The sequence below is a fragment of the Deltaproteobacteria bacterium genome (assembly GCA_016178705.1).
Lineage (GTDB): Bacteria > Desulfobacterota > Binatia > HRBIN30 > JACQVA1 > JACOST01.
Genome location: JACOST010000011.1, coordinates 104,203 through 121,764 on the forward strand (window position 1 = coordinate 104,203; position 17,562 = coordinate 121,764).

A 17,562-nucleotide genomic window follows, 5' to 3' on the forward strand; every position below is an offset into this window, starting at 1 on the left:
TACTGGTTGGGATGTCGGGCTGGACCGGCCGTGCGCTTGCGATTGCGGGAACCGGCACTCTGCCGGCCGAGCATGCCGAGATGGAATTGAAGTCGCGGTACGCGCGGAACCGACAAACGAATCCTCACGCCTCGCTGCTTGGGCGATGCCAGTGAGGTAGGCGCGCGCCCGGAGCCGGTATAAGCTCGCCCAGAGAGTATTCACGCCATGTTCGTTCATCGTAGCAATCGCGCCGAGGCGCTGGTCGAGGTGTTGGCGGAGGTGGTCGCGCGGCCGGTTGCCGGGCCGTGGGCAGCGGAGTGCATCGTCGTGCAAGGCCGCGGCATGGAGCGGTGGCTGTCGATGCAGCTGGCCAGCCGACTTGGCGTGTGGGCCAATCCCAGCTTTCCGTTCCCACGTCATCTCATTCTGCGCGCGCTCGGCGCGGTCATCGACATCGATGACGTCGCGCACACTTGCTTCGAGCCGGAAATCCTCATGTGGTCGATTGCCGACTTGTTGGTCGCGCATCTCAATCGCCCAGAGTTCGCGCCGATCCGCACCTATCTCGCCGGCGACGAACGCGGGATTCGTCGCATCCAATTGGCTGAACGCATCGCGCGCACGTTCGATCAGTACGTGGTTTACCGTCCCCACATGGTGCTGGGTTGGGAGAGCGGCGGCGATACGCACTGGCAGGCCGTGCTGTGGCGGGCGGTCGTACAACGGCACGGTTCGCATCACGTCGCCGCGCACGCGCGACAGTTTCTCCGCGCCCTCGAACAACCCAACGTACAACTGCGCGACTTCCCCGCACGCGTGAGTGTGTTCGGAGTTTCGACGCTGCCACCGCTGCATCTGGAGCTGCTGGCCGCACTGTCAAAGCATGTAGAGCTGCATCTCTTCTTGCTCAGTCCGTCCGCCGAATATTGGGCGGAGATTCGCTCGCGGCGCGAAATGATTCGCGCGCATCGGCGGGACGGGTCGGCCGTCGCGGCAGGTGCCGATCCGTTGCACTTCGAGGAGACCAACCCGCTGCTGGCGTCATTGGGGCGGCTCGGGCGTGACTTTCAGAGGGTGCTCGAAAGCACGGCGGACTATCGCGAGTCGGATCGCGATCTCTACGCCGATCCGGGCGGTGCGACGATGTTGACCGTCCTACAGTCCGACATTCTCTCCCTGCGTCATCGTGGCCCTGACAACACCGACGCTTCCACTCTCCAACTCGACCCCGGCGACGACTCCATCACGATCCATGCGTGTCACGGACCGATGCGCGAAGTCGAAGTTGTCCACGATCAACTGCTCGCGCTCTTCGATGCCGATCCGTCGTTGGAACCACGGCACATCGTGGTGATGTCGCCGGCCATTGATGCCTACGCGCCGTTCATCGATGCCGTTTTCGGCGGCGCCAGCGATCACTCCCCGCGCATTCCGTATCGCATCGCCGATCGCGCTGTGCGGGCCACCGACGACGCCGTCGATGCCTTCCTCACTTCGCTCACCGTGCTCCGTGGCCGGATGGCGGCGAGCGAGGTACTCGATCTGCTCGGCCTTGAGCCGATCCGTCAGCACTTCGGTTTCGTCACCGATGACCTCGACGTCGTGCGTGGGTGGATCAAGGAGTCTGGCATTCGTTGGGGTGTCGATGCCGAGCATCGGCGCACTAGCGGACAACCCGCCGTGTCCGACAACACCTGGCGCTTCGGCCTCGATCGGTTGCTGCTCGGCTACGCGATCGCCGGTGAGGGGCGCCGACTCTATGCCGGCGTGCTGCCGTATGACGAGATCGAGGGCACCACCGCCGCGTTGCTGGGCCGCTTGGTCGAGTTCTGCGAGACGCTGTTCGCGTTTCACAGTTCATTGCAGACTCCGCGCCCGTTCGATGTGTGGCGTGACGATCTCGGTCGACTGCTCCACGCGATGGTCGCGAGCACCAATCAGACGGCGCACCAACACCGGCAGGTTCACGCGGCGTTGGCCGAGCTGGCCGAGCACGCGCGCGCCGGACACTTCGACGAGGCCGTCGATCTCGACACCGCTCAGATGCAACTCACCGCCGCGCTGGAGCGCACCGCCCCGGGCCGCGGCTTCTTGACCGGCGGCGTGACGTTCTGCGCGATGGTGCCGATGCGCAGCATTCCATTTCGAGTCGTCTGTCTGCTCGGGATGAATGACGCGGATTTTCCGCGCGTTCGGCGCGCGCCCGGCTTTGACCTGATGGCGCAAAAGCCGCTACCGGGCGATCGCTCGTCGCGTGATGACGATCGCTATCTGTTTCTCGAAGCGCTGTTGTCGGCGCGCGAACGTCTCATCATTACCTACGCGGGCCAGAGCATCCGCGACAACAGCGAGATTCCGCCGTCGGTGGTGGTGAGCGAACTGCTCGATGTGCTCGGCGAATCCTTTCGTGTCACGGCGGACACAACCGACCGGTCGCAGCCGATTGAGGACGCGCATGAGTCGATGCGGCAGCGCCTCGTCGTCCGTCATCCGCTGCAACCGTTCAGTCCACGCTATTTCGGCGCCGACCAGGATCCGCGCCTCTTCAGCTATGCGCGGCACTACTACGAGGGTGCGCGGGCGCTGACGACTGCGCGCGGGAGCGCGGCACCGTTCCTCACCGCGCCACTGCCGCTCGATGTTCCGGCGAAGCGCGAGGTCTCACTAACCGCGTTGGCGCGTTTTTTCGAAAACCCCACGCGAGCGTTTCTGCAGAACCGCCTATCGCTGTACCTCGGCAAGGACCTCGACACCGTTGAGGATCGCGAGCCGCTGGACCTCGACAACCTCGATCTGTGGAAGCTCGGCGACCGACTGCTGAAGCACGCGATGGATGGAGAGACCATCGACCAGGCGCTCCCGTCTATGCGCGCGAGCGGAGCGCTGCCGCCGGGCACCCTCGGTCAGTGCACGTTCGGCGATGTGGGCGGACAAGCCGACGCGCTCGCGACGGCGGCCAGCGCGCTTCGCCGCGGCGCCGAACTGGAGCCGCTGACGATCGACGCCGAACTGGATGGCACTCGCATCATTGGAGAGATCCACAACCTGTGGCCGAGCGGGCTGGTGCAATACCAGTACTCCAAGCTCGGCGGCCGCCACGAGCTGGGAGTATGGATTCGCCATCTGATCCTGAACTGTTTGCAGCCAGACGGTTATCCGCGCGAGAGTTTTCTGATCGGCCGGCCTCGAAAGGACGGCGGTGCCGCCGCGATTCGCTTTACTCCAGTCGAGAATGCGGCCGAAATCCTGCGTGAGCTACTGCGGCTCTACTGGCTGGGCCAAGAGTCGCCCCTCCTTTTGTTCGACAAGGCGTCGCGCACATACGCCGAGACGCTTCGCAGCGGCAAGGGCGCAGCCGCTGCGTTGCGGAACGCACGGAAAAGTTTCGAAGATGACGGCCACAACTGGGGTGATCTTGGCGACGAGTACGTTCGGCAAGTCTTCGAGGCGGCCGATCCCATCGGCCCCGACTTTCTGTTTCGCGATGCCAGTGAACGCAACAGCGACCACCTCGGTTTTGCCGAAGTCGCCGTGATCGTTCTTGCGCCCATGCTCGATCATCGACGAGATCATCGATAGGAACAGCCGTGACGCCGCTTGATCCCATCACCGTTCCGCTCACCGTCACGAATCTCATCGAAGCCAGCGCGGGTACCGGCAAGACCCACACGATCACCAACCTCTACGTGCGCATGCTGCTCGAACTGCGCTTGTACGTCAGCCAGATCCTGGTGGTGACCTACACCAATGCGGCGACGGCCGAGTTGCGCACGCGAGTGCGACGCCGCCTGCACCAGGCGCTCGCCGCATTTGATGAGAACGGCACCAGCGGCGACGAGTTTCTCGACCAATTGGTGACGGCCCGCCGAGCGCATGGCTCGGTCGCTCAGGACCGCGAGTGGTTGGTCGACGCGCTGCACGGCTTCGATGAAGCTGCCATCTTCACGATTCATGGATTCTGCCAGCGCATGCTGCAGGAGAACGCCTTCGAGAGTGCAGTCGCGTTCGACACCGAACTCATCAGCAACCAGAGCCCACTGCTCACTGAGGTCGTGCAGGATTTCTGGGTCCGCGAACTGCACGCGGCGCCGGAGGCCTTCGTCCGCCACCTCGACGCGCGAAAGATCACGCCCACGACACTGGAGCACTTGGCGGTGCGAGTCATCACGCACCCGGACATGCCGATCCTGCCGGCCGTCGGCGCGCCGCGCGACCAAGACGACGACACCGACCTCGACACTCGGTTGCTCCAGTTTCAACTCGACTTCATCGAGTACGCGCGGCGAGAACTACGCCGGCGCAAGGAACAGGCGCGGCAGCAGTCGTTCGACGATCTGCTCCATCGCTTGGCGGAGGCCCTGCGCGGCCCCGGCGGTGCGACCCTTGCCGAAACCATCCGCCAGCGATTTCACGCGGCGCTCATCGACGAGTTCCAAGATACCGACCCGATTCAGTACGAGATCTTCCGCCGCGTCTATCTCGACACCAACGCGGTGTTGTTCCTGATCGGCGATCCGAAGCAAGCGATCTACGCGTTCCGTGGCGCGGACGTGTTTGCCTACATCCAAGCCAAGCACGATGCCGCGAGTACGCCGCGCACGCTCAACATCAATCGTCGCGCCGATCCGCACCTGGTGGAAGCAGTGGGCACGCTGTTCGGCCGCCTGACCAAGCCATTCGTCTTCGACGACATTCCCTTCATTCATGTCCAGCCCGCACCGGACGCCGTCGATCATCTTGGTGGCACCGCCGCAGGGCAGCCGCCGCTGCGGATTCTCTACGTTGATCGTACGATCGCCCAGTGCAGCAACGGCGCCATCAACAAAGGATGGGGAGACCGGCCACTCACGCGCTTGGTGGCGCGCGAGATAGTGCGCTTTCTCGAATCGGGAGCGACGATCGACGGCCGCCCGGTCGAGCCCGGCGACATCGCCGTGCTCTGTCGCAAGAACAAGCAGGCGGCGCTGATGCAGGAGACGCTGCGCGAGCTAGGCGTCCCGACCGTGCTGCAAACAGAAGCCAGCGTCTTCGAGGCACCCGAAGCCGCGGAGATGCAACGCGTGCTGATGGCGATGGTCGACCCCGCCGACTCGCGCGCCATCCGCGCAGCGTTGTGCACACCCATGCTCGGGCAGCGCGCGGCGGATCTGTGCGCTCTCGACTGTGATGAACAGCGCTGGGACGATTGGGTCGGGCAATTCAGCGCGTGGCACAATCTCTGGACGCAACATGGCTTCATCGGCGCCTTCCGGGCGTTGCTCGACTCGCAGGCGGTGCAGCCGCGACTACTCGGATTGCTCGATGGCGAGCGCCGCCTCACCAACGTGTTGCACCTGATGGAATTGCTGCACGCGGCCAGCACCGAGGAGCGCCGCGGCCCGCACGCCCTCGTCCAGTGGCTGACGCAGATGCGGACCGATTCCGATGCCCGTGCCGCACTCGCCGGCGAGGCGGCGCAGATCCGTCTCGAGAGCGACGCCGGTGCTGTGAAGCTCACAACGGTCCACAAGAGCAAGGGGCTCCAGTATCCCATCGTCTACTGTCCCTACTTGTGGGACGGCGCGTTGCTCAGCGCCAACGATGAGAAGGCCGTGCGCTTTCACGACGCCGCTGATCACAATGCGCTGAAGCTCGACATCGGTTCGAGCGAGCACCGTGCTCACACCGCGCTCGCCGAGCACGAAGTCTTCGCGGAGAATCTGCGGCTCTTGTACGTCGCGCTCACACGCGCGCAGCATTGCTGCACCGTCGTGTGGGGACCGTTTCGCGACGCCGAGTCATCTGCGCTCGGTTACCTGTTGCATCAACCACGTGGCAGCGATCATCCGAGAGCCGCCACGGCCGCTCACATCAAGTCACTCCGCAAGGCCCCCGACGACCGCGCCATACGGGCCGAACTCGAAACGCTCGCGGCGAGCGCGCCCGACGCCATCGGCGTTGCCGACCTGTCTCTCCAGCCCGTCGATCGATACCAGCCAATAGTTGCCGAGGCGCGCGCGCTGCGTTGTCGTGTCGTGAGTCGCGCGCTGCCGCGTACATGGAGAGTCTCGAGTTTCTCAGCGCTCGCCGCGTCCGGAGGAACCATCAGCGAGCCAGCCGAAACCGGGCTGGACCATGACGCGACCATCGACGTCGCTCCGAGCGAGGAACAACCGCCGCAACCAGCCGACGAGAGGTTGATCGTACTGCACGATTTTCCGCGCGGCACGCGGGCAGGACAACTCGTTCATCAAGTTCTGCAGGATCTCGACTTCGACGTACCGGGTCCAATAGCGTCCGAGGTGATTGCGCAGTTGCTCGGACGATTTGGTTTCGAGGGCAAGTGGACAGAACCGCTGTCGCGGGCCATCGCTGACGTGCTCGCCACCACGCTCGCCGACGGCGCCACGCCACTTCGCCTGCGCGATATTCCGTCGAGTCGCCGCTTGAACGAGCTGGAATTCATTCTGCCGGTGGCAGACGAATCGCCGACCGAGCGACAGGATTCAGTACCGCTGACTGCCGCGCGCCTCGCGGACGTCTTCACCCGTTACGCAGCGTCGCCGGTTCCATCCGGCTATGCTGAACACGTCCGCAACCTCGGCTTCAGCGCGCTCGCGGGCTTTCTCAGAGGGTTCATCGATCTGGTGTTCGAGCACAACGGTCGCTGGTACGTCGTCGACTACAAGTCGAACATGCTCGGGCCGCGGGCGCACGACTACGAGCCGGCGAAATTGATCGAGCCGATGAGCCAGCACCACTACTTCCTTCAGTACCATCTCTATGTGGTGGCGCTGCACCGCTATCTCGCGTCGCGGCTGCCCGACTACGACTACGACCGCCACTTCGGCGGGATTTACTACTTATTCCTACGCGGCATGGCGCCGGGCCACGCGCACCACAACGGCGTCTTCCACGATCGACCGCCGCGTGCGCTGATCGAGCGCTTGTCGGCTGTGCTCGCTGGTGAGTGAGAGCAACCTGATGGCGGCGACGATCGAGACACTCCGTGCCGCGGGTATCCTCACTCCCCTAGACGTGCACTTCGCGCAAACGATGGGGCGCATCGGTGGCGAGACACGCGCTGACGTACTCCTCGCGGTGGCGCTGGCCAGCCAGCAGGTCAGCAACGGCCACGTCTGCCTCGATCTCGCCCGCCTCGCCGCGACACCGGCGTTGCTCGATGCCGAAGGACAACTCGTTGTCGAGCATCCGTGGCCGCGCTTCGAATCATGGGTCGAGACGCTGCGAACCAGTCCGCTCATCAGCGACGGCGAGGCGATCGCACCGTTGGTCCTCGACCGCAGCGGTCGCTTGTACCTCCGCCGATATTGGGAGCACGAGACGGCGCTGGCGGCATCACTGCGCGAGCGGGCAACACAGGTTGAAGTATTGCTCGACAGCACATGGCTGCGACCGGCGCTCGATCGGCTGTTTCCTCGCGAGACCCCGGGTCAAATGAACGCGAGAGAACCCGATTGGCAACGCATCGCCGCCGTGCTGGCGTTGCAGCGGCGCTTCTGCGTGATTTCCGGAGGACCTGGGACAGGCAAGACCTACACCGTCGTCAAGATTCTCGCCTTGTTGATCGAGCAAGCCTTGCAGCAACACGTGCGCGCTCCGCGCATCACGTTGGTGGCACCGACGGGAAAGGCCGCGGCGCGGCTTTCCGAATCGATCCGTGCTGCCAAGGGCACCCTGCCCTGTAGCGACAGCGTGAAGGAATCCATCCCCGAAGACGCGGCGACCATTCATCGCTGTCTCGGCTCGACGGCCTGGAGCGCGACGACGTTTCGCCATCACGCCGGCAACCCGCTTGTCACCGACGTCGTGTTGGTCGACGAAGCGTCGATGGTCGACCTGGCGCTGATGCGACGGCTGGTGGCGGCGATCCCGCCGCAGGCGCGGCTGATCTTGCTCGGCGACAAGGATCAACTCGCCTCGGTCGAAGCCGGCGCGGTGCTCGGCGACATTTGCAACACCGGCGTCGCGCGCAGCTATTCGCCGGCGCTGGTTGACACGATCGCATCACTGACCGGAGAGCGCGTTCCGCTCAACTCCGAGTCGGCTTCCAGAACAATATCGGGGCATCCCCAATCGTCATTCCGGCGAAAGCCGGAATCCAGGCCAGCCTCCCACGCCACCACCTGGATACCGGCTTCCGCCGGTATGACGGACCCGCCAAGGCGAGTCCCTATGCGAGACGCCACCGAATCCTCGCGCGAGAGCGGCATGTCGGATTGTATCGTCGAGTTGACCACCAGCTATCGCTACAGCGCAGACAGCGGCATCGGCCGCCTGGCGCGAGCGATCAACGCTGGCGACGCCGAGGCGGCGCTGAGGATCCTCGACTCCAGCGACCATCCCGACGTCGTCCTCATCGAACCCTCGTCGACGCCCGCGCTCAGCGAATCGCTTCGCGACGCGGCGGTGGGCGGGTTCGGCGCGTACCTCCGCGCGCGCGATCCACGCGAACAGCTCTATGCCTTGGAACATTTCCGCATCCTGTGCGCTCTCCGCCGCGGCCCCAGCGGCGTCGCGACAATCAATCAACAGATCGAGGACGCGCTGGCCGACGCCGATCTCATCCGACCCAACACGTCGACGTACATCGGCCGGCCGATCATGGTGACGCGCAACGACTACCAAGTGAATCTCTTCAACGGCGATGTTGGGGTGATTGCTCCGGAGTCAGATCATGCGGATCGCAGGCAAGTAATCTTCCCGGCCGACAAGGGTCAACTGCGCCGGCTGTCAGTGTCGCGCCTTCCGCCGCACGAAACCGCGTATGCGATGAGCGTGCACAAGAGCCAGGGATCGGAGTTCGACGAGGTCGCCGTGGTGCTGCCGGCGCAGCCATCGCCGGTGCTGTCGCGTGAACTCCTCTACACGGCAGTCACCCGCGCGCGCCGCGCGGTGACGATTCACGCGTCGCGTGAAGTCGTGGCGCAAGCCATCGCTCAGTGTATCGAGCGGACATCAGGGCTGCGGGATTTGCTTTGGACCTAAAAAGAAGATGAACCTCCAAGTCGCCAAGGGCGCCAAGAAGAGAGACCTCAGAGCGCGGTGAAGCTATCGGACGCCTTGGCTCAGATCGCCTGGCTCCGTTCGATCATCTGCACGAATGCCTCTTCCAGTTCGTTTGCCGCGAACTGGTTCTCGAATACCTCCGGCACGGCCGCCAAGACACGCGCCCGCAGCGCGGCGCGCGCCGCCGGGTCGGTGGCCAACCGCACCGCCGTCTCGACGTACGCCGCTGGCGTCGTCGCGATGCCATCGTCGATGCCGACGCTGCGATACAACTCCGCGGTGTAGCGGCTGCGGGGCATCTCGCCCGGGAGGGTTACCACGATCGCGCCGGCAACGAACGCGTCGTACGCGGTGTTCGAGCCGCCGAAGTGGGGTGTGTCGAGCGTGACGTGGGCGGAGGCGAGCAAGCGCATGTAGTCGTCGGGCGCGGGCCGGGGCAGGATCACCAACCGATCGCCGAGGTCGGGCAACGTGTCGCGCCAGCGCGCGCGCAGCAACTCGGCGAGCATCACCGAGTTGTCCCCCGCAAACACCGCAACCCCGTGCGGATCGGCGCGCAAGATGGCACCGAGGAGCGCGTCCATGTCCGGATGCACCTTGCGCAGATTCTGCGCGCAGAAGTAGACGTGCGCCGCCTCGGGCAAACCGAACCCCGTCAGCGGCTCCGGACGCGGCATCGCCGGCGGCCGGACGCAATAGGCGGGCAGGTGCGGCAGACGCACCAGGTGCTCACTGAAGAACCGCTCGGTACCCGCTGGCGCCAGCGCTTCGCTGGTGATGTGGTAGTCCAACTCCGGCGCGGCGCTGGTCTCGGGCCAGCCCCACCCCGTGCATTGCACCGGCGCGAGTCGGCAAAACGGGAGAAAGTAGTTGGTGGCGTCCGTCCCGACTTCCCAGAAGTAGATCAGGTCGAACGCGGCGGCACGCAGCTGCGCGGTCGCCTGGTCGAAGCGGGGTGAGAGCGCGAGCAGGTGCACGTCGCGGTTGTGCAGGCTGCGGCGCACGAGATCCATCGCCGCCCGCGGACCCGCCACCGTCACGCGCCATCGACGCCGGTCGAGCCGATCGATGAGGCCGCCCATGCAGCGCAAGAACACGCCCTCGTGCGTGGCGGTCACGACGAAGCCCACGTGCCGGACCCCGTTGGTGCTCGGCCGGCGTTGCAGTGGCTCGAGCGGAAACGATCCTTCGAACAGCCGACTGTATGCCCGCTTCAACGGGAGATTGTCGCGGCCGTGATACGCCCACAGGAACGGCGCCTCGGCGCGGCTCGCCTGCACGTCGCGCATCGCCAGACGCAAGCCGCGCGTGGCGAACACGCCAATCACCGACTCCACCCGTGCGCGGTACGCGTCGAGATCCGCCACGCTGGCCCACACCGGCGGACCGAGCAGCTCGCGGTGCAGCGTGAGCGTGGGGCTGTCCTGGATCGCCAAAGCCTGCCCGAACGCGGCGCGCGCCTGCGCCACGTCGCCGCGATGCTCGCAGATGATGCCGACGTTGACGTGGGCCTCGGCGAGATTCGGATCGAGTCGCCGCGCCTGCTCGAAGTACGGCAACGCCGCAGCATCGTTCTGTTCGTTGAGCAGCATCGCCCCGAGATCGTTGTGGGCACGTGCGGATCCAGGCTCGGCCTTGACCAGTTGTTCGAGGCAGCGCCGCGCATCGCGGTTGCGGCCGACTTCCCAGAACAGCCCGCCGAGTTCGCGCAACACCACGGCGTTGCCGGGCTCGACCTTCCGCGCGCTTTCCAGGTGACCGATGGCTCCGTCAAGATCGCCGCGCTCGCGCAGCAGCATGGCGAGGTTGCTGTGCGCGCGCACCGACGTCTCATCGACGGCGAGCGCGTGCTGATAGCACGCGATCGCGGCGTCGAGGTCGCCCAGGCGATGCTGCGCGGTGCCGAGGTTGACGTGCGCGTTGACGTGCCGCGGATCGAGCCGCAACGCGGCCTCGTAGTGCGCGACCGCCTCGGTGAAGTGGCCGGCTTTCGCGAGATCATTGCCGAGCTGGTACTCGGCGCGCGCGGCGTCCGGAGTGGCCGGCGACGCCGGTCGCGGCGGCCCGCCCGCGGGCGGCAGGCGCGCGGCGTGCGACGCCGGATCCGCCACATGCAGCCGCGCGAAGGTCGGGGTTGGCTGCGTATCGATCGTCAGCAGCCGCTGGATCTCGTCGGTCTGGAACCCCAGCGCCATCGGCCGCCGGACGCCCGGGAGCACCGCGACATCGTAGAGCTCGATGACGACGCCCTCCATCTGCAGCCAATGCGCCACCGTGCCGCTGCGCAGATCGATGACCCACAACCCGCAGCGCGCGTCGCTGTCCTTCTCCCGCAGGCGGTCGTCCAGCGCCAAGCCCGAGAACGCGCGCTCCTGGCGCGGCTTGGAGAGCCCGACGATCGCGTAGTCGCCATGCACGGCCATGCCCCGCATGTAGCCTGGGCAGAACGCCACCGGCTCGAAGCGGCCGGCGCGGTGATCGACCCACCCGAGTTCCCCAGCGCCCGAATTCAGCACCCACAAGCGATCGCGGTAGACCCGCGGCGAATGCGGCATCGACAAACTGTCGAGCACAATCTCGTTGTCTTCGACCTCGATCACACAGCCACCGGCGTGCCGGCGCTCGCGCCATCCCGCCGCCACGTCGGATCGGCTCACCGCGGTCATGTACGCCGGCTGCCCGTCGATCATGGCCAGCCCGTTCAAATGACAGCGATCTTCCGGCGCCAAGCGCGAGATGAATGGCGGCTGCCACAGCGGCGCGAAGCTGTAGCGCTCGCTGACCGCAGCCAGACAACTGTAGAGCGTGTTGACGAACACGATGCGCCCGGCGCGGTCCAGCGCCACATCGTGGGCGTCGACATCGCCCGTCGTGTGGCTGCGCCGCGGCACGTAGACGCGGTCGTAGCCGTCGTGCTGCTCGCCCGGCGGCAAGGCGTTGGTCAATTCCCACAGCTGCCAGCGGGTGGTCATGTGGAGTCGTTCCGATGTCGCGTGCAAGCCCATCGGCCGGTCGAAGTGCCGTTCGAAGGTCGACAGCGCCCCATCGGGCTTGAGCCCGATCAGGAACAGGCGATTGGTCTGGTAGGTGGTAAACGCCAGGCTGATGGCGGCGTCATGCAGCCAGGACAGGAAGTGCCGGGAAACGGTGATCTCCATGAGCGGCCGCGAACCCATCACGAAACGGGGAGGACATGCAACCGGCGCGGCTGATGAGGAGCAAAGTTCTCATCGCGAAAACACGAAAGGGCGACCGCACGAATTCGACATCGAGGCCCCCGTCTCCCGCCGTCATTCCGGCGGACGCCGGAATCCAGTCCGATGACTCCCGCCCTGATGACCCGCCCGGCCCCTCAGCGCTGATTGACTTCGACGCGGCTAGTTCGCTATTCCGTTGCGGCAATAGTTTCGATGTCGTGAGAAAGGTGGCGGGCTGATGAGCACAGGAGCAGGCGAGCGGTTGAGCGCGGCGGCGGTGCTGGAGGAAGCCAGCCAGACGCTGGTGCGGTTGCAGCGGGTGCGCGGCGCGTCGGCCACGACGCGGCGGCGGATGGCGCGGGCGGCGGCGGTGATGCTGGCGGCCGCGGGTCTGGTGGCGGGGGCCTCGCTGGCCCCGGCGCACGCGGCTACGCCGAACTTTCTGAGCCCGTTTCCCTTCGGCCTCGGCAACGTGGGAGCCTTCAGCAGCCCCAGCTTCGCCGACCTCGACGGCGACGGCGACCTCGACGCCTTCATCGGAAGCCTCGCCGGCAACACGATCTACTTTGCGAACACGGGCAGCAGCGCGGCGCCGGCCTTCGCCGCCTCGTCCGCCAACCCCTTCGGCCTCGCCGGTGTGGGAGGAGGCGCCAGCAGCCCCAGCTTCGCCGACCTCGACGGCGACGGCGACCTCGACGCCTTCATCGGGAATGGCGACGGTGACACGATCTACTTCGCGAACACCGGCAGCAGCGCGGCGCCGGCCTTCGCCGCGTCCTCCGCCAACCCCTTCGGCCTCGCCGATGTGGGAGCCTTCAGCAGCCCCACCTTCGCCGACCTCGACGGCGACGGCGACCTCGACGCCTTCATCGGAAACCTCGCCGGCAACACGATCTACTTTGCGAACACGGGCAGCAGCGCGGCGCCGGCCTTCGCCGCCTCGTCCGCCAACCCCTTCGGCCTCGCCGGTGTGGGGACCCCGACGGCGACGGCGACCTCGACGCCTTCATCGGGGAACGCGAGGGCAACACGTTCTACTTCGAGAACACGGGCAGCAGCGCGGCGCCGGCGTTCGCCGCCTCCGCCGCCAACCCCTTCGGCCTCGCCGCTGTGGGAACCTTCAGCAGCCCCAGCTTCGCCGACCTCGACGGCGACGGCGACCTCGACGCCTTCATCGGGGAACGCAACGGCAACACGATCTACTTCGCGAACACGGGCAGCAGCGCGGCGCCGGCCTTCGCCGCCTCCGCCGCCAATCCCTTCGGCCTCGCCGATGTGGGATACAACAGCAGCCCCAGCTTCGCCGACCTCGACGGCGACGGCGACCTCGACGCCTTCATCGGGGAAGGCTACGGCAACACGATCTACTTCGCGAACACGGGCAGCAGCGCGGCGCCGGCCTTCGCCGCCTCGTCCGCCAACCCCTTCGGCCTCGCCGATGTGGGCTCCGACAGCAGCCCCACCTTCGCCGACCTCGACGGCGACGGCGACCTCGACGCCTTCATCGGGGAAACGAACACCGGCAGCAGCGCGGCGCCGGCGTTCGCCGCCGCGTCCGCCAACCCCTTCGGCCTCGCCGATGTGGGATACAACAGCAACCCCAGCTTCGCCGACCTCGACGGCGACGGCGACCTCGACGCCTTCATCGGGGAGCTCTTCGGCAACACGATCTACTTCCAGAACACGGGCAGCAGCACGGCGCCAGCCTTCGCCGCCTCGTCCGCCAACCCCTTCGGCCTCGCCGATGTGGGATCCCGCAGCAGCCCCGCCTTCGCCGACCTCGACGGCGACGGCGACCTCGACGCCTTCGTCGGGGAAGTCAACGGCAACACGATCTACTTCGCCAACACGGGCAGCAGCGCGGCGCCGGCGTTCGCCGCCGCGTCCGCCAACCCCTTCGGCCTCGCCGATGTGGGATACGACAGCAGCCCCACCTTCGCCGACCTCGACGGCGACGGCGACCTCGACGCCTTCATCGGGGACCGCGAGGGCAACACGTTCTACTTCGAGAACTCCGGCTGCGGGAACGGCGGCGTGGATGCGGGCGAGGAGTGCGACGACGGCAACACGAACAACGCCGACGGCTGCAACACGCTCTGCCAGACGCCGGGCGGTGACGCCGACGCCGACGGAGTGACCAATGCGGTCGAGAACGCCGGCCCCAACGGCGGCGACGCCAACGGCGACGGCATGCCCGACAGCACGCAGCCGAACGTCGGCTCGCTCCCCGGCGCCACCGACGGCACCTACCAGACCCTCGTCACCGACGCGGCGTGTCCGATCGAGAATCTGGCGGCACAGGCGCTCAACCCGGCGGGGTGGAGCTTGCCCTTCGGCGCGTTGAGCTTCGAGCTACCGGGCTGCGAGAGCACGCGCGTGACGATCTACTACCATGGCCGCGACAGCTTGGCGTCGCCGCCGTTCCAATATGTGAAGCAGGGCCCGAACCCACCGGGGGCGGCGAACGACGTGACCTACACGCTGTCGGCGGGCGCGCCGCACATGCTGGTGATGGGCAGCGCCAATCTGGGCTTCGACCCGGCGGTGGCGTTCGCCGCCTTCACGCTGAGTGACAACGTGGTCGGCGACGACACGGGCAACGACCACCGCATCGTGGACCAAGGCGGGCCCGGCCTGAAGGTGACGCCGGCGGCGGTGCCGGTGTTGGGCTGGTCCGGCCTCTCGGCCGCGGTCCTCGGCCTGCTCGGCCTCGCGCGGCGCCGCCTGCGCTGAACGCGGCGGCGCTGCTGGAGGGAGCCAGCTAGGCGCTGGTGCGATCCAGCGGCGAGGCCGAGCGCAAGCAGCGCACAAGTAGTGCGCGACTAAGCGATCGGGAACACCGAGGAGCCGCACGCCGCAGGTGCCATGAGTTGCTTGAACTGCGAGAGCGACCGCTCGGCCGGCAAGAAGCTCGGCTGCGATTGCGGCGCGCCGACCTCGCGCCCATGGCAGTAGACGCCGGCATGCGGTTCAACGTCTGCGTGGCGCGGTGGCCGGGGCCGATCCCGTATTTCGAGGCGTACCGCGAAGTGGCCGAGAGCGTGCGCGACGGCCTGCAGCGGCTTGGCCACGACGCCCGGCTCTCGACGCACCGGATCGAGCGCGATCGCGTCAACATCTTGTTCGGTGTCCAGCTCCTTGCCGCCGATCGCCTGGCCAAACTTCCTCCCGACACCATCTTCTACAACCTCGAGCAGATCCCGGAGGGCCCTCTGAAGCCCTCCTACCATGCGATCGGCTCGCGCTTCGCGCTGTGGGACTACAACAAGCGCAACGGTGCCCGGCTGCAACAGCTCGGCGTGGCGCGGGCCATCTACGTGCCGATCGGCTACGCCCCCGTGCTGCGTCGCATTGCGCCGGCGCCGCGCCTCGATATCGATGTGCTGTTCTACGGCCTGGTCGACGACCATCGCGGCCGCATCCTCGAGGAGCTGCGACGGCGGGGCCTACGAGTCGAGGTGGCGCAAGGCGTCTACGGCGCAACTCGCGACACGTTCATCGCGCGCGCACGGGTGGTGCTCAACCTGCACCTCCACAAGACGCGCGTCTTCGAAATCGTCCGCGTATCGTACGTGCTCGCGAATTCCAAAGCGGTGGTTTCCGAATGCGGTCCCGACACTGAGATCGAGGATGACATGCGCGAGGCGGTCGCCCTGGCCGAGTACGAGCGCGTGGCCGACCTGTGCGAGGCTGTGGTCCGCGATGACGACCGACGGCGTGAGTATGAGCGGAAGGGTTTCGAAGTCATCTCACTCCGCGACCAGAGTCGCATCCTCGATGATGCGCTCCGCAAGACCTTCGCGCGTCATGGGTGAGGCACGGTGCCCGCGGTCAGCGCGCGAGCCAGAAATGCTTCCAGGTTGTGCACTGCGTCGCGGCTTTCGAAAACCTTCGCTTCGCCGGCGCGGATGTGCTCGATCAACACGGCGCGCCAGGCCGGATCGAGGCAACCGTCGAGCGTATTGATGAAGGCGATGCCACCCGTCTGCCTGGCGGCTGCGTCAATCGGCCGGTGAAGCGTCCGCAGGTGGCGCGGCTGGTCGCAGAGGGGTTCACCGACTCGGCCACTGCGGCGGTGGTGCTCTTAGCGCCTTGGCGGTGAAGCCATCGAACGTCTACGTCCGCGTCCCGAGTACGCGTTCCGCGTTGGTGTGCAAGATCGCGGCACGGGCCGGGTCGTGTTCCTTGGTGACGATGAGCACCTTCGCCAGTGTTGCGGCCAACGGGTAGAAGGGCCAGTCGGTGCCGAAGAGCAACTTCTCGTAACCGAGCGTGTGGATCAGCTCGTGCAATTGGGTCACCCCTTGTCCCGAAATTTCCAGCCAGACGTTCGCGTGCTGCTGCGCGACGGGGATCGCATCGGCGACGTCGCGTGCGCCGGCGTGGCCGAGGACGAAGCGGACTTGCGGGAACGACGTGATGGCGGCCACGTAGCGACGGATCAGCGCGTACGGGCGCATGAACGCCGGCTCGATGCCGGAGCGGCCGCCGTGAAAGATCACCGGCAGATTCAAGCGACCGCACTCCTCATACAGCTCCATCGCAGCCGGCTCGTCGGGAAAGAGGCGTTGCATCTCGGGATGGACCTTCACCCCACGGACACCGCGCTGCGCATAGCCGCGCAGTTGCGTGCGCCAACCGACATCGCGCGGGTGAACGGAGGCAAAGGGGATCAATCGTTCGCCGGCGTCAGAGTTGGCGATGGCGTCGAGCACGTGCGCGGTCGGGTCTTCACCAAACGGCAGCCCGGTGGCGATGGGCAGTATCGCGATCTTAGCCACGCCCACCGCGTCCATCTCCGCCAACAAGTTCGGAATGGTGTGCGTGGCTGCGGCCTGACTGCCGAACAGCAGACTGTCGCGCACCTCGCGCGACAGATCGTCGTGCATGGCCTCGGTGAAATTTGCATTGATGTAGACGTCGAGATCGAGCGTGCACGGCGGGTCGGTGCGATCGCAATCGAGCAAATACTGGATTCGCGGCGTGCGCTGGAGCAGGTCGACCGGCGGCGCGAAGAGGTGCGCCCAACCGAGGTGCGCGTGGAAGTCGAATACCGCCGGCAGCTCCGCCTTCGTACGCAGCACGCCGTGCGCATCGAGTTCGAACCACGGTAGGTCGGCCAGCCCGCGATAGCCGCTGAAGCGCAGCGGGCCATACGGACCCGTGCCGGAGCGCGCCGCTTCATCGCGCATCTGCGCGGCGAGACGGACCGCATCGTCATCCGTGTAATCCTCTGAGTGAGTGCACCCGGACGCACCGGCCAGCGCTGCCAGCGCGAGCTTCAAGAAGTGGCGACGATCCATTTCAGGTGTAAGCAGTATCATCAAGCGCGTCCGTTCGCACATTCGCGATGCGCCGGCATCGTGCTAGACAA

General features: G+C 66.4%; 9 protein-coding genes. 6 read left to right on the forward strand and 3 right to left on the reverse strand.

From position 1 onward, the window contains the following. The first annotated feature begins 207 nt into the window (after window positions 1-207). Genes recC through recD form a run of 3 tightly spaced genes read left to right on the forward strand, consistent with a single transcriptional unit; the run spans window position 208 to window position 8,970 of the window. On the forward strand, window positions 208-3,561 hold the full coding sequence (gene recC / locus HYR72_06275) for an exodeoxyribonuclease V subunit gamma (protein ID MBI1814564.1): 3,354 nt from the start codon (window positions 208-210) through the stop codon (window positions 3,559-3,561). A gap of 8 nt (window positions 3,562-3,569) precedes the next feature. Further along, window positions 3,570-6,935: an exodeoxyribonuclease V subunit beta gene (gene recB / locus HYR72_06280; GenBank protein MBI1814565.1), complete on the forward strand. Its 3,366-nt coding sequence runs from the start codon at window positions 3,570-3,572 to the stop codon at window positions 6,933-6,935. Further along, window positions 6,928-8,970 (forward strand): exodeoxyribonuclease V subunit alpha, encoded by a 2,043-nt coding sequence (gene recD / locus HYR72_06285; protein ID MBI1814566.1) that lies wholly within the window; start codon window positions 6,928-6,930, stop codon window positions 8,968-8,970. The genes recB and recD overlap by 8 nt, the downstream gene beginning before the upstream one ends. An 80-nt stretch (window positions 8,971-9,050) precedes the next feature. Here recD and HYR72_06290 read toward each other — a convergent pair whose 3' ends face one another. Continuing rightward, window positions 9,051-12,167 (reverse strand): TIGR03032 family protein, encoded by a 3,117-nt coding sequence (locus HYR72_06290; protein ID MBI1814567.1) that lies wholly within the window; start codon window positions 12,165-12,167, stop codon window positions 9,051-9,053. A 750-nt stretch (window positions 12,168-12,917) separates the two neighbouring features. Then, the gene (locus HYR72_06295) at window positions 12,918-13,058 is read right to left on the reverse strand and encodes a hypothetical protein (protein ID MBI1814568.1); all 141 of its coding nucleotides are present in this window, start codon (window positions 13,056-13,058) and stop codon (window positions 12,918-12,920) included. Window positions 13,059-13,298: 240 nt separating this feature from the next. Here HYR72_06295 and HYR72_06300 point away from each other — a divergent pair, with 240 nt between their 5' ends. From HYR72_06300 to HYR72_06310, 3 genes are all read left to right on the forward strand, one after another. Next, window positions 13,299-14,921, forward strand: a complete 1,623-nt coding sequence (locus HYR72_06300; protein MBI1814569.1) for a VCBS repeat-containing protein — start codon at window positions 13,299-13,301, stop codon at window positions 14,919-14,921. Between the two features lie 212 nt (window positions 14,922-15,133). After that, a complete protein-coding gene (locus tag HYR72_06305; GenBank protein MBI1814570.1) occupies window positions 15,134-16,003 on the forward strand; it encodes a hypothetical protein in 870 nt (289 codons plus the stop codon). A gap of 47 nt (window positions 16,004-16,050) precedes the next feature. Next, window positions 16,051-16,290 carry a hypothetical protein gene (locus tag HYR72_06310; GenBank protein ID MBI1814571.1) on the forward strand — a complete coding sequence of 80 codons (240 nt, stop codon included), beginning with the start codon at window positions 16,051-16,053 and terminating at the stop codon, window positions 16,288-16,290. A 13-nt stretch (window positions 16,291-16,303) separates the two neighbouring features. Here the strand turns inward: HYR72_06310 and HYR72_06315 are convergent, their stop codons facing one another. Further along, window positions 16,304-17,512 (reverse strand): amidohydrolase family protein, encoded by a 1,209-nt coding sequence (locus HYR72_06315; protein ID MBI1814572.1) that lies wholly within the window; start codon window positions 17,510-17,512, stop codon window positions 16,304-16,306. Window positions 17,513-17,562 lie beyond the last annotated feature (50 nt).